The following is a 13,520-nucleotide window of genomic DNA, read 5'->3' on the forward strand; positions in this document are numbered from 1 at the left end:
CTGATAAGCCGCCCATTTTTTTCGGGAAAGCTTGATTTTAAACAGGAGATATTTGAATCGAAATAGAAATAAAGAGCGAAGCAAAGGGGTTATCTTGTTACTACGTTATAGTGATAGTTGGAAATTAAAATAGCGATAATTTGACGTTAAATCGCCTAAACGTGGATGTCTAGCAAGCTGCCAATGATTTCATTGTTTTTCTCTATGACAGACGCGCCAACTCGGTTATAACCAGCGGCTTGTGCGAGGTTGATGAGAGATTCAACTTTTTGAGAGGGAAGGCTAGGTGTTGAGGCTGTTATTGCGATATCCGCAACCGCAGCTAAATCGATGTTGTGATCAGAAAGCTCTTCTTTTACCTTACTTACATTATTGCTAATGCCATGTGCAGCTTTCTCGGCCATTTGTTGTGACATCTGAACGATGTGGTGTCCAGATTGAATTCCCGATACAGGCATATCACTACTCCCAACATTATGATAGTGAGAGCATAGGTGGAGTTTATAAAACGTTCAAGTGTTTTATATCAATGACTTGATTAGGCAAACAGTTTGGCAAGCATTTCTCTTTCTTCACCAGATAGAACCGGTTTTTGCGCTTTATTTAGTTTCACGCTGATCTCACCTTGTAATGACTTTAACTGACTTGCCGTTAAATCACTGAGCTTTTGCTTAAGTTCATTAAATTGTTGTGCGTTCATCTCAATACCTTCGTCATGATTCGGTTTATCCGTCGTTGCCCGAAATTCTTCATCCTTTGGATACAACATATTTATTCAACCAAAATAGATTAGAATTTGATCGATTGCTTTTTGTCCGAATATTGTCAAGGTGTGTTAAGTGATACGTCAGATTTTTCCTAAGAAGGTACATAATTACCCACTTTGGGGTAGATGGAAACGTAAAAAGAAAAAGGGAAGCGATATAGCGCTTCCCTCTTACATATGGTTTGAATGTTACTAACTTACCCTGACGGCAAACTTACTAGCAAGTGAATGAAGCTCTGGGAGCATGCGATAGATAAGATGAAGTTGCTGCAATACCATGCGGGCAGAGCTGTCGTCTTCATCGCGCCATTCGTTTAAGCGTTGCTCGAGTCCAGCATCATCAATATTAGATAGGTCACACTCCTCACAATGCTGGTGAAGCTGTTTATGAAGTACATCCAGATGCTGATGAATACAACGGTGAGCATCTAAAACGAGTTTATGAATTGACTCATCTTCGATGCGAGTTCTGTGCGCGCCTAATGCAGAAATATAGTTCAACATTGCGTGATTTAACGTTAGGAAGCGAAAACTTTCATCAACAGCTGCGCGATATTTGCCAGGCTCCGCCAGCATCGTACTAATCGCAGAAGATAGTGAGGCATCATTATTGTGGGCCTGGCGGCGAGCGATACGGTAACTCAAATTGTCTTTCTTGCCGATTCTATACTGACCAATGATCTGATCGAGATACTGCTTGTTCGCCTCTATCGCATCCGACATAACTTTGTGAAGCCTTCTCGACTGCCAGTCGGGCAAAATAACTAATACTGCTCCTACTGCAAGCACACACCCGATGAGGGTATCTGCTAGTCGAGGAAGGACAACTGCGTAACCTTCACCTAGTTGATTAAATAAGAAGAGGACGAGCAGTGTAATAAAACCAGTCGCGTACCCATAGTTGTTCATCCGGAAGGCGAAAAACATCACACCAGAGATAACGATAAATACTAACTGGCTTTCTTGAGAAGGGAAAAAAGTCAGCAATGGTACACCAATCAACAAACCAGCTAATGTACCTATTACTCTTGCCGTCAATTTTTGGCGAGTGGCACTGTAGTTCGGTTGGCATACGAATAAAGTGGTTAAGAGTATCCAGTAACCTCGGTCGATGTTGAATATTTGAATGATTCCATAGCCAATCGTTAAGGCAATTGACATACGTAATGCATGCCGAAACAGCATCGAATCTTTGTGTAAATTTGCTGATATACGCTGCCACATCGCCTTTAGCGTGTGTGGGTTGGTATCGGCGAGGGTATCTTCTTCGAGGCCTTCAACATCTGGGTTGTTAATGTTATTAAGTTGTTTTTCTACCGTCGCTAAGTTGTTGAATAAATATGTTAACTGCATCAGCAGACGTTTCCAGTGCCCTTGCTTTTGTTCTTCTAGATAAGCAAGAGAGTTCTGTACTTCAGCTAATGCCAGAATCGATTGATCGGTATGGGAGTATTCATTTCCTAGCTGAATGGCTAGTGCAATATCACGACACGCTTGGGCTTGAGACTCCAAAAGATATTTAAAACGAAACAGCACATCAGAACGTTCAAATTCGGTCGCTAAATCCTGATAGCGATAATGGCTAGAACTGACTCGTTCGTGAATGTCTTGAGCGATGAAATAAATATTTAAAAATCGGTCACTAGGCCCATCAATGTGACCCCGTTTCGATCGGTTAAGTAATGTGGTTTTACAAGCGTTTAGTGCCGTAACCGTGGCAGCATTGCATTTTGCAGCTTCAATCCGTAGCGGTTGTGGCGTCAAGTTGGTCACAGGATGAAAAAGCTTGGCTTTCGCATCAAGATAATTCGCCATTTGGAAGAACACATTGGCTAGGCTTTGTTGCACCGGTTGAAGGGGCCAAAATATCTGCCAAATCATGGACATGAAGTAATACCAGGCGGCACCGGTTAACAGCAGTAGTGGCTGAAACCAAATGTTGGTGCTTTCATGTGCGCCAAGCATAGTATAAATAGCGATTAGCAACGAACCAAAAGCAATACTCGCGTACTTAGGACCTATCGCCCCAAGAATGATGAAGCCGAAGGTTGAGACAAATAATCCCAACGCAAAAGCCCAAGGGGTATCGAACAAGATTTCAATTGAAAAAGCAGCAAGCGCAAAACAGAGAAAGGTGAGAATCAGAGCCTTGATGCGTCCAGTGAAACTGTCATCACTTTCAGCCAAAGCAGCAGCAATAACGCCTAATATTAATGGCGTTATCAGCGTGTTTTGCTCGAAGTACCAAGTTGGGATAACCACACCCAGTAAGGTAATAAGGATAAGAACGCTGTAATTTATCGTCTTGTTTGCCCAATATAGCCGAAATTTAGAAGTTGCTTGCACAATGCGCCTTATGTTTCCGATGAAGAACAGGGGGAATACTACCAGACCCACTATAGCGCGTTTATGATTTACTTTAAGAAAAATTCGTGGTTGCTGATAAAATCAGCAGGGATGTCATTGACTTATATTAAAACTGCCAGGTCATGTATTGAGGATTGTAAAGCCAGCTTCAAATAACCTCAGCTTTAGGTTATTAAATCGACAGTAATGTGAATTTTATTAAAGAATAGAAGAAGAAGCTTACTTAGGTGCTCGCCGTTGCTACAATTTAGCGCCTTAAAATGATATAAATCGACAACTTCTAAACTAAAAGGCGCACGTTTCATGCAGCTTACTGCCACTAACAAAGCACAGTTTTTTATTCAAAATGAGTACCATCACGTCGAAATAAAAGAGAACAGTGTTTTATTAAGCTCGATAGGCAGTGAAGAACATATTCCTTTTACGATCTGGAATGGCAAAGTTAGCGTAAAGCGTGGGTTATTATGGAGCTCTTTACAGTTTTTTGCTCATGAACACGAAGGCAAACAACAAAGCTGGCTAGTCCAAGGTTTACCGTGGCCACAATGCCGAAAGTTCGCGCTTGAGGCCGTTCGTCAATATCAAGAGTGGCACAACACTCAGTGCCGAAAACTGGCTGAGTATCTACCTAAGTGGGAAGAAGAGCTTTACAAACTAAAGCACTTGCCTGCTTACTTATCGCATTCTCAAGTGGTCTCCTGGGTTGAAAGTCTTAACCAAGAGTTAAGCGAGATGAAAACCACCCTAGAAGAAGCCAAAATGCGAATGCCGAATCGTATGTCGCAAATAGAGCCTTGGCTCATTGATACCTCTGAGGCGCTTGGTGAGCGTAATCGCGATTGGCTAGAAGCAGAACGTCCAAATTGGGAAGTGCTGTTTAATCAAATTGAATCCTCTCCTTTGAATTTATCCCAGCAATATGCGGTATTACTCAACGACGACCACAACTTAGTTCTTGCTGGTGCCGGCTCGGGCAAAACCAGCGTTTTAACCGCACGAGTTGCCTATTTGTTGCAAAGCCATCAAGCTCAAGCAGAAGAGCTTCTCATGTTAGCGTTCGGTCGTGATGCGGCGACTGAAATGAAAGAACGCTTAGTAGATAAAGTGGGCATGGCGGCAGACGGTGTGCGCGTAAACACATTCCATCAGTTGGGTTTGTATATTCTTAAACAAGTCGAAGAGCAACCTGTCGAAATTAGTCCTTTAGCGTTGGACGAAAATCAACGAACAGCATGGTGTGTAGACTGGTTGAAAAAACATTGGATGACACCCACCAACTTTAAACGTTGGCAAAAACATTTAGACAAATGGCCGATTGCGTACCTAAAAGGGGATGATGAGTTAGGAAGCCATTCAGAAAATCCAAAACTGATCGCTTGGCTAGATTCGCAGCTGTCTCATTTAGCGTCGGTAGGGTTGACCAAAAAGCAAGTACAAGAAAAGCTCGTAAACCACCAAGACTATACGCGTTTAAATAGTGAACTCGCCTTATGCTGGCCATGTTTTACAGCGTGGCAGAAAATGCTTAAAGAAAGCAACCAAGTGGATTTCCCAACCATGATCAGTCGTGCGACAGATTATGTGAATAAAGGGAAGTTTGTCTCGCCATGGCGCTTTATTATGGTCGATGAGTATCAAGATATCTCTCCAGATCGTCTGGCATTGATTGAAGCACTGTGTGAATCCACTCAGAAACAAGCAGGTGCCACGTTATTTGCTGTTGGCGACGATTGGCAAGCGATCTATCAGTTTGCAGGAGCGGATGTCGATCTTATCACTGGCTTTAAAGAACGCTTTGCTCACTCTACCGTTCATCACTTAGATACAACTTATCGTTTCAACAATCAGATTGGTGATGTAGCGAATACATTCGTGCAGCAAAACCCATCGCAGTTGCCGAAAACACTAAACAGCCACAAACAACGCAAGCAGAAGAGCGTACATACCGCGCCGAGCAATCAAGTGGAAAAGATCTTGGATCACTTGAATCAACAAGCCAAGCAAACCAAGTCAGTTTTATTGCTAGGACGTAACCATTATCATAAGCCCGATTTGTTCGACGATTGGTTGCGACGTTTCCCTAATCTCGATATTCGCTTTATGACTTGCCATGCGAGTAAAGGACGCGAAGCTGACTTTGTGATTATTCTTTCTGTGGATGAGGGGCAATTCCCCGCTAAGAAGAAGCAAATTCACATTGATGGTGCGTTGACGGAGTCCAAAGACAAATTCCCTTACGCAGAAGAGCGCAGGCTATTTTACGTGGCGATTACACGTGCGAAAGAGAAGGTTTGGATCACGCATACTGGCGCGGGATCTGCATTCGTTCAAGAGCTCGTTAATGGTGACTATCCCATCGTGACTTCCCGTTAAATGCAACGTTTAGAATGTTAAAAACAGCAAGGGCGATACTTGGTATCGCCCTTGCTTTATTTGGTTGGCATCAAAGCTTACATGCGCTCAGCAAGATAGGCTTCGTAATCTGGTACTTCGATGTCTACTTCTTGCTCAAGAAGAGGGGAGTTAAACAGGAACTTAGCGGTGGCTCGGTTCGTTGCTACAGGAATATTCCAAACACTAGCAATACGAAGAAGCGCTTTAACATCTGGGTCGTGAGGTACGGCATTCAGTGGATCCCAAAAGAAAACGAGAACGTCGATTTTGCCTTCTGAAATGAGAGCGCCTAGTTGTTGATCACCGCCCATCGGACCACTGATCATGCTCTTGATCGCAAGTCCAGTTTCTTTACTCAGCATGTGTCCTGTCGTGCCAGTTGCGTAAAGGAAGTGACTCTGTAGCTTTTCTTTGTTTTCTTTTACCCAGCGAAGTAGCTCAGGTTTGCAGTTGTCGTGAGCAACCAAAGCCACATGTTTATGGGTTGGCATGGTACGAATGGTTTTTTGCATCAAGATGTTTCCGTTTGTATGATTTTAAAATTGTTGTGACTCAATAGAACACGTTTTTGGTCTTTCAATCAACAGCCTTAACACGGAATGTCGGCCTATATTCTGACGGAGATAACGATTCTTCGATCGTGTCGTCATGAAGCGTCTTCGGAGTCAGTGGTTTGATGGTTGGTGAGGCATGTTTGTCATAAGCTTCACCTCTTAAGTAATGCGTTGCTTGCATCACGGAAAGCCGACCTTGCTGCACCATTTTATCTGTTGGTGCGAAGAGTACTTTGTTACGTAACAGGCCTCGATATACACCATGACTTAAGTACACAGAAACTAAACCGATCTCCTCAGCTTTGCCGGCACTGCGCAGCTCACTGATGGCCGCTTCAATCGCCACTGCACTGCCAACAATGTAATCTATATTTCCCATATCGATCACACGTTGAGCTAGGTTACGTTGTAACTCCTTGTCGTTGTCTGCCCAAAATGAGTCAACAATGTTGATATCACTTCCTTGTATCGCTTCATAAAATCCGGCAGTAACGGGTTTCGTACCACCACGAGTTCGCGGCCCCAAAAGTAAGGCAATGTTGGTTTTTCCTGACCCCTTTGGATGGCGAGCTGCCAAATATTGTCCCGCTTCGTATCCCATCCAATGCCAGTCAACACCAACAGTCCCTTTTAGCAACTCACTTTGTTCTTCATCCAAGTCGAGTTGGTTCACAGTAGCAAAAACGGGAGTATTCCCCACCCAATTTTTAAGTGAATGCTCGTAAGCCTGTGGGTCCACGGTCCCAAGGATAACCGCATCTGCTCCCCATTGGTTACACAGTGCGAGTTGTTGTTCTTGACGGGTTTTGTTTGGGTAGCCGCCCGCTTCAAGGACTCGTAGCTCGACACCTTCTCTTTTCGCTTCGGACACCATTCCATAGTTTACTGACAACCAGTATGAATCCTTTAGGTGAGGGTATATTGCACATATTTTCTCTGCGGCAACCGCTGGTAAAGAAGCAACTAGGGTTAAAATGGCTGCAGAATGTTTGAAAAATGTGCGAAATGCGTGTTGATTTTTAACCATGAAATGAAGTTCGTTGGCATAGATTAAGTAAACACTGCAAAATATAACGTAATATGTCGCTGAACACGAACATTAAGGTCATGAAAATATGCTGCTAGCAACTGCAAGCATCGGTCGTAAACTTTTGTTGTCTTTCATTGCGATGGCAATACTGGTCATGTTATCGGCACTTATTGGTGTGTCTGGATTTTCTTTGGTTGCCAAAACCGAAAGAAATGTCGTGGATTCTGCGATTCCCGCCATGATTGAGGCGAGACAAGTCTCTGAGTTGAGTACTCGTATTATTTCGTCTGTACAAATGTTGTCGAACGCAAGAAACGAGCAGGAAAGAAAGGAGTCAGGGCGAGTGCTGTTCGAACAGCTCGAGTCTTTACTCACTCACATCAAGGAGCTCGGGAGTGAGTCGTTCGATTCTCAATTGTTAGAAGCTTTAGAGAATAACGTCCAGAACGTTATCGACAATTTGGCAGAACTCGGTGTTTCGGTTGAAAAAAAGCTGTGGCTTGCAAAAGAGATAGATACTCGTGTTGAAGAAATGCGTCTGCTCAGTGAAGAGCTAGAACAACTAACTCGTACGCAAGTTCAGAATACAAGCACCATTGCTGTTGCTAACGTCACGCATATTTATGACTTATTAGAATCGAATAAAAAATCGCAAGTTTATCAGGCGCTAGATGCACTGGTGGAGGTCGATCTTGATCTGACTGAGCGATTGCATGAACTGCACTTGTTGGCCTTTAAAATGTTGAATCAGATTGAAGAGGCTCGGACATTAACGAATATTGAGCGAATTCAACAGGTTCAAAGTGATTTCGATAGCAACCTCAAAATCATGCAACGCCGTGTACTCGCTGTGGAAGATCCTACGCGCTCTAAGCAAATGAGCCAACTGCTCATAGAGCTTGGTAAGCGTCAGGTCGTATTTTCTATACTGATGCAGCAATACGAGAATAACGAACAGTCACAACAGCTGATGCAAAAGACATTAGAGTTGTTCTCAGAGCTTAATGGCACGGTCAACAAATTGGTTGATGATTCAAACAAAACCACTACCGTCGCTGTAGACCAATTGACCAGCACACTGAAATTCGCTCAGTGGTCTTTAACCGTTATTTCAATTGTTGGTTTGATTGTATTGGTGCTGATTTTATGGCGTGTGGTGTACCTTTCTGTTGTGAAGCGGTTAGCTGAATATTCCGCTGCGTTGCTGTCTGTGGCGCAGGGTAACTTAGCGGTTGAGTTGGAAGTGAAAGGCAAAGATGAGTTGGCGCATATGGGGCAGGCCATCATCACGGCTCGTAATACCGCGCAAGCACTAAAAGTGGTAGCAGAGGGTGAAGCTCAAGCCAAGCGAGAGCTTGAGGAGCATAAAGAGCATTTAGAAGAGCTCGTTGAGCAGCGCACTTCGCAGTTAAAACAAGCAAACCGCCGTTTGAATGAAGAGGTTTTGAATCACGCTAAAGCTCGCAAGCAAGCAGAGCAAGCGAGCCGAGCAAAATCGGCATTCTTGGCGACGATGAGCCATGAGATAAGAACGCCAATGAACGGAGTGTTGGGGACAGCACGCTTGTTGATTGACTCAGGCCTCAACCCAATTCAAAAGCGTTATGCGGAAATCATTAATCGTAGTGGTAAAACGTTGCTCGCGATCCTTAATGATGTACTGGATTACTCCAAGATTGAAGCGGGGCATTTAGAAATTCGTCACATGGGCTTTGATTTACACCAAATGGTGGAGGACACTTTCCAGTTAATGAACAGTCGAGCACAAGAGAAGAAGCTGCTGTTCTCCTACCATATTGAAAGTGATGTTAGTCGCTACTGGAAAGGGGATGTCACCAGAATCAGTCAGGTGCTGAACAATCTCGTTGGTAACGCGATTAAGTTCACTGACGAAGGAGAAATTGATATCTACGTTAGCCTGAACCCTGAGGACGAGTCGCAAGTCCTGTTTGAAGTATCAGACACTGGAATAGGAATTGCCAAAAAATACCAGAGAACGTTGTTTGATGCCTTCACGCAAGCTGAAGGTGGGATGAGCCAAACTGGAGGCACGGGGCTTGGACTTGCCATCAGTAAGCGAATCATTGAAGCGATGGGCGGTGTTTTAGAAGTCGATTCCGAAGAGGGAAATGGTAGCCGATTCTGGTTCTCTATTCCGTTAGAGGAAAGCGAACCTATTGAAACAGGAACCGTGGCAACCGCACGTTGCAAAGTGAAAGCAAAGGTCTTGCTAGTAGAAGATAATGAAGTCAACCGAGTGGTCGCGGAAGGCTTTCTAGAAAGCATGGGGCACCAAGTCGTGATGGCAGAAAACGGCTCACAAGCAGAGCAACTGATCAGCACACAAGATTTTGATATCGCTTTGGTCGACATCAACCTCCCTGATTGTGATGGAACTGAGTTGATCCAACGCTTAAAGCGGATTGAGTGTGATAAGCCGGCCAATAAAGCGCTTGCCGTCACGCCAATGATTGCAGTGTCTGCGCACGTTTTTGCGGAAGAAGTTGAGCGCTATCTAGCCGCTGGTTTTGACGGATACTTGCCTAAGCCATTGGCAAAAGAGGCACTCGCGGCATTGATTCAGGATGCGCTAGACGGAAAGCCGTTGTTGTTGCCACAAAATGCCGACTGTACCCCGTTTGATCAAATTTCGCCTCAAGAACAAGAGCTACAATCAAAGGTCGTTCAAGCACCTAAAACAAAGGAACCCGATGTGGTTATCATTAATCCGAGCGTGATTGAGTCCGATATGAAAATCTTGGGCAGAGATAAGATGTTGCACATTATTAATCTGTTTAGAGCCACCAGCACCGATGTATTAAGCAAGCTGCAAGCGTCTGCTGAGGACAATGATAGTAAAGAAGTAAAGAACCTTGCCCATAAATTAAAGGGCAGTGCAGGAAGTTTAGGACTAACTGCGCTAATGAACGCTTGCCAAGCAATTGAAGCCGCGCCTCAACCTCTAGATACCTATAATGCGACTAAAGATGATTTAGTTTCTCAAGTGTCTGCATCAATTCAAGCTCTGGATGAGTTAATGGCGAAGTAATCCATCGAGCATTGAAAATAAAAAAACCTCCGGCTTTCCGGAGGTTTTTTCTATTCGGTCATGTCATCTTCCCACTCGAATCGAGTGTCTAGGGCATAAGGGTCATCATCAAAAGGATGTTCCACTTTGCCACGCAAGTATTCGAGTTGATGCTCAAGCATATTGACCGTTTCGTAGTCTCCCTCAGAACAAGCAACGTAAATCTGTTGTTCAAGAGCGGCAATGTTATCTCGGATACCCATGAGAACCCCCTTTAAATCATCATCGATTCTCAAAACGATTATAGTCAAGTAATCCAAATTCGATCGGTTGTTTTGTACGGTACCAATTATGTAAACGATCGCTAAATGACCAGAATTTTTCTGAGCTTCTACGAATCGCAAAATTATCCAATAACTTAACGTAATCGGACTCGTTTTGGATGGCACTAAATTGATCGACAAAATCTTTTACTTGGTTTTCGTTGATCGAGAAAAATGCCGCAGGGTAGCTTCCCACAACGCCGCGTACAATGGTCATGTCATCGTTAGCAAAGTCACGGTTACTTTCTTCATCAAACAAGCTAGAGATGTTTGTGTGTGCATTGTTGTGAAGTAAGGTGAACAGTTCATCTTCCCCTGATTTACTTCTCACCATAAGCATAGTGATTTGCGGAACGGTTTTCAGGCCTTCACCACGAACGTGGTCAATACGTTTTAGTTGCTTTTCACTACTCGCAGAAAGAGCCGTGTCTTGAATTTCGTAGCGAGGCAGAAGCACATCTGAGACATGTTCTCTCAACAACTCCACCAACTCCGTTTTTGGATCGTCACTCTTATACTGAACGCTGGTTGGTTGGTTAAACGGCTTCACATTTCGTTGTAAAAAGTCACTCAACTGCGGGCTTTGATCTTTATACCAGCTAGATTGCAGTTCATGGCGCATATCGGCGGGTAACAACGAGATAAAGTTACTTTCGCCTTCTAGACGCAAGAAGTCCATAAACATTCGTGTCATGAGCTGATGGCCGAAGTTACCGTAAACGTCAAACCCAGCAACAAGCAAATAGTGGATACGCTCTAGTAGCGCGTAGTCAAGAATCCACACTGTTTTAGGCTGCTCACCAACTAACCCTTGAACAACAGAAGCACTATCAAAATGGCGGAATATCGTTAATGCCGCATTATGGTTGGTGCCATTACCGTCCCAAATTACATCGGTGGATAGGTTTTCACCTTCTTTAAACCAGTTATTAGTGAACTCAGATTTAGCCTCTAGGTAGCGAGCTTGCTGGCGCGCGTACTTGACCCAGTTGGTAACAGGTAGCGTGTTACTTTCTTGTTCTGCCGGTAGTTTTAGGTTATCAGCCTGAGATCGGTAAAACTCATTTACTTCTGGGATGTCTGCTTTATCTGGATCAAGGAAAAACACCCAAAAGCGATCATTGATAACATTCAATGCCAGTTGGCCACGACAAACTGGGCCTTTGATGTATGCCATTATTGTATTTTGTGCATTATCTAGCATGAACTTAAAGCGCGATTTCACTGGAAGGTCGATGAATGATGTCATCGGGTTTGCAGCAACTTCTGGTTCATAACTCGGTAGCTGACTAACCATGTAATCAGCATCAATAAACCAAGTTTTCCAGTTCTCTATGCGTTGCTTGTTTAACGCGAATGGCATGTGAGTTTTATCTACGATGGTCCCTTGCTCTGGAATAATTCGATAAAACACACGTTCAACCCCTGGATCATCGTACGGGCGACGCGTTGAAATACGTTTGACGGGCTGTCCTGGTGGTGTAGCAGAGCGGACGAGCGTGAAGAATCGGGGATCTTCATCGAGTTCCGAAAAGTAGAGATGAGATAAAAACAAATGCTCATATATATACCTAGCCATCAGCTGATTTTTCAAATCAGAGTGGTTAAGTAATGCTTCGTACTTATCTATTTGCGCTTGCTCTTTCTCACTAACAGGTCGGTGAACGTTCATTATTGCGCCGTTTTCCAACCAAGTCATGAGTGTGTGGTATTCACTGTTTGATAGGTTTGGCATACCAAAAGGCATTCCCCAGGTCGGGTTATCCTTTTCGTATTGCTCGTATTCTTCAATCGTTGGACAGGTTTGCTCTCGGTCTATCGAAAAGTCAAAGCCTTCTAACTGGACTTGGTCAGGCAATGGGTGGCGCTCTTTTTGTTGTAGCAAACGTGCGATAAGGCCTGCATCAATGTTGGCTGCCATGCTTTGATCACGTTCGTTGAGAACCGGATGAAAACCCGCATCGCGCCACTCTTGGGTTGTTTCTGCATCTTCGAATAAGCGTGTTGGTGCTGCGGCTGTGAGTCTTGTTCCTTCATATACCAGTGCTTTACTCGCACCACGGTCAATGCCCTCAACAGAAGAGAGCTTAAGTTGACATGGTGCATCGTAGCACGCGTGGCAGACGACACAGCGGTTATCCATAATGGGTTTAACTTCGCTTTGGAAGAAGTTTGCTTGAGGGGTTTCCACGTCAACTGTGCGTTCACGCACGAGCTGTGGACCAAACAGTTGGTCATAGTTAAGACCAGCATAGGTTGCACAGCCGGCAAACAAAGTAGCAATGCAAAGTGTAAAAATTAAGCGCAAATTCATTGAGTTATTTTACGTGATTCGAATTTGCATTAATTAAAGCAAAATAAGCGGTCAATTACCAAAAGTTGGGCCAATTAGCGTTAATTTTTCTGTTGATTGTCTGAGCGCTTGAAAATGTAACCCTGGCGGTGGACTGTCTGAATTCTGTCTGTTGGAACGCCTTCGTGAACTAGACGCTTTCTCATTCTGCTCATGTGCATATCGAGTGCTCGATCATGTTCAGTAAATTCACGTTTTAGTACTGTTTCGTAAAGAAAATGCTTACTTAGTACTTGATCTTGATGGTGAGTGAGAGTTTGCAGCAGCTTAAATTGAATGCTTGTTAACTGAACAGATTTCTTGTTTGGCAAGTAATTGAGTACCACAGAGTGAGTGCGCTTATCTAGTAATAGCTCCTCATCATTATGGTGAACGCCGTTGTGTTGGCATTGGTAAGTTTTTCCATTTGAAACCTTGGAGTCAAGCACACGGGTACCTTAATTATTAATAGTAGTAAAACGTATTATCATTAATATTTATATAAAAGCAATCAGGTACTTTATGGGCACTGTGATATGCGTAGACAATCTTAATATTTGAGATTAACAGTAGTGATGAATGGTGCGATGGCGCTCTGAACTAAAGTGCTATTGGAGTGCGTATTAGCTACAAATAACGGTGTAATGTTAGGCGAAGATAGAAAGAATTCTCATTTAGTAAATTCGCTTATCCGCTATTTGTGAACTATACATTCTGTTGCAGGAA

The 13,520-nt window shown here is 43.7% G+C and carries 10 protein-coding genes; 2 read left to right on the plus strand and 8 right to left on the minus strand.

The features are described 5' to 3' along the window. Window positions 1–155: 155 nt before the first annotated feature. The 3 genes from R8N47_RS01240 to yccS all read right to left on the minus strand — a co-directional run bounded on the left by R8N47_RS01240 (window position 156) and on the right by yccS (window position 3,112). Window positions 156–458, minus strand: coding sequence for a hypothetical protein (locus R8N47_RS01240; RefSeq protein ID WP_017821544.1), 303 nt, complete (start codon window positions 456–458; stop codon window positions 156–158). Between the two features lie 80 nt (window positions 459–538). Beyond that, a complete protein-coding gene (locus R8N47_RS01245; RefSeq protein ID WP_005376575.1) occupies window positions 539–769 on the minus strand; it encodes a hypothetical protein in 231 nt (76 codons plus the stop codon). A 189-nt stretch (window positions 770–958) separates the two neighbouring features. After that, entirely contained in the window at window positions 959–3,112 is a 2,154-nt protein-coding gene (yccS, locus tag R8N47_RS01250; RefSeq protein WP_064354722.1) for a YccS family putative transporter, read from the minus strand. A 324-nt stretch (window positions 3,113–3,436) separates the two neighbouring features. Between yccS and helD the strand changes: the two genes are divergently transcribed. After that, on the plus strand, window positions 3,437–5,506 hold the full coding sequence (gene helD, locus R8N47_RS01255; RefSeq protein WP_064354723.1) for a DNA helicase IV: 2,070 nt from the start codon (window positions 3,437–3,439) through the stop codon (window positions 5,504–5,506). A gap of 77 nt (window positions 5,507–5,583) precedes the next feature. Here the strand turns inward: helD and R8N47_RS01260 are convergent, their stop codons facing one another. Further along, window positions 5,584–6,039, minus strand: a complete 456-nt coding sequence (locus R8N47_RS01260; protein WP_005376571.1) for a methylglyoxal synthase — start codon at window positions 6,037–6,039, stop codon at window positions 5,584–5,586. 64 nt (window positions 6,040–6,103) lie between these two features. Continuing rightward, complete coding sequence (torT, locus tag R8N47_RS01265; RefSeq protein ID WP_258478160.1) at window positions 6,104–7,153, minus strand: TMAO reductase system periplasmic protein TorT; 1,050 nt, start codon at window positions 7,151–7,153, stop codon at window positions 6,104–6,106. Between the two features lie 43 nt (window positions 7,154–7,196). Here torT and torS point away from each other — a divergent pair, with 43 nt between their 5' ends. After that, the gene (torS, locus tag R8N47_RS01270; protein WP_005376567.1) at window positions 7,197–10,160 is read left to right on the plus strand and encodes a TMAO reductase system sensor histidine kinase/response regulator TorS; all 2,964 of its coding nucleotides are present in this window, start codon (window positions 7,197–7,199) and stop codon (window positions 10,158–10,160) included. A gap of 50 nt (window positions 10,161–10,210) precedes the next feature. Here the strand turns inward: torS and R8N47_RS01275 are convergent, their stop codons facing one another. The 3 genes from R8N47_RS01275 to R8N47_RS01285 all read right to left on the minus strand — a co-directional run bounded on the left by R8N47_RS01275 (window position 10,211) and on the right by R8N47_RS01285 (window position 13,243). Beyond that, window positions 10,211–10,402: a hypothetical protein gene (locus R8N47_RS01275; RefSeq protein ID WP_005376565.1), complete on the minus strand. Its 192-nt coding sequence runs from the start codon at window positions 10,400–10,402 to the stop codon at window positions 10,211–10,213. A 19-nt stretch (window positions 10,403–10,421) separates the two neighbouring features. Further along, on the minus strand, window positions 10,422–12,776 hold the full coding sequence (locus R8N47_RS01280; RefSeq protein WP_021707546.1) for a fatty acid cis/trans isomerase: 2,355 nt from the start codon (window positions 12,774–12,776) through the stop codon (window positions 10,422–10,424). An 80-nt stretch (window positions 12,777–12,856) separates the two neighbouring features. Continuing rightward, entirely contained in the window at window positions 12,857–13,243 is a 387-nt protein-coding gene (locus R8N47_RS01285) for a winged helix-turn-helix domain-containing protein (protein WP_017635365.1), read from the minus strand. Window positions 13,244–13,520: the final 277 nt, after the last annotated feature.

This window comes from Vibrio sp. 2132-1 (genome assembly GCF_033344315.1).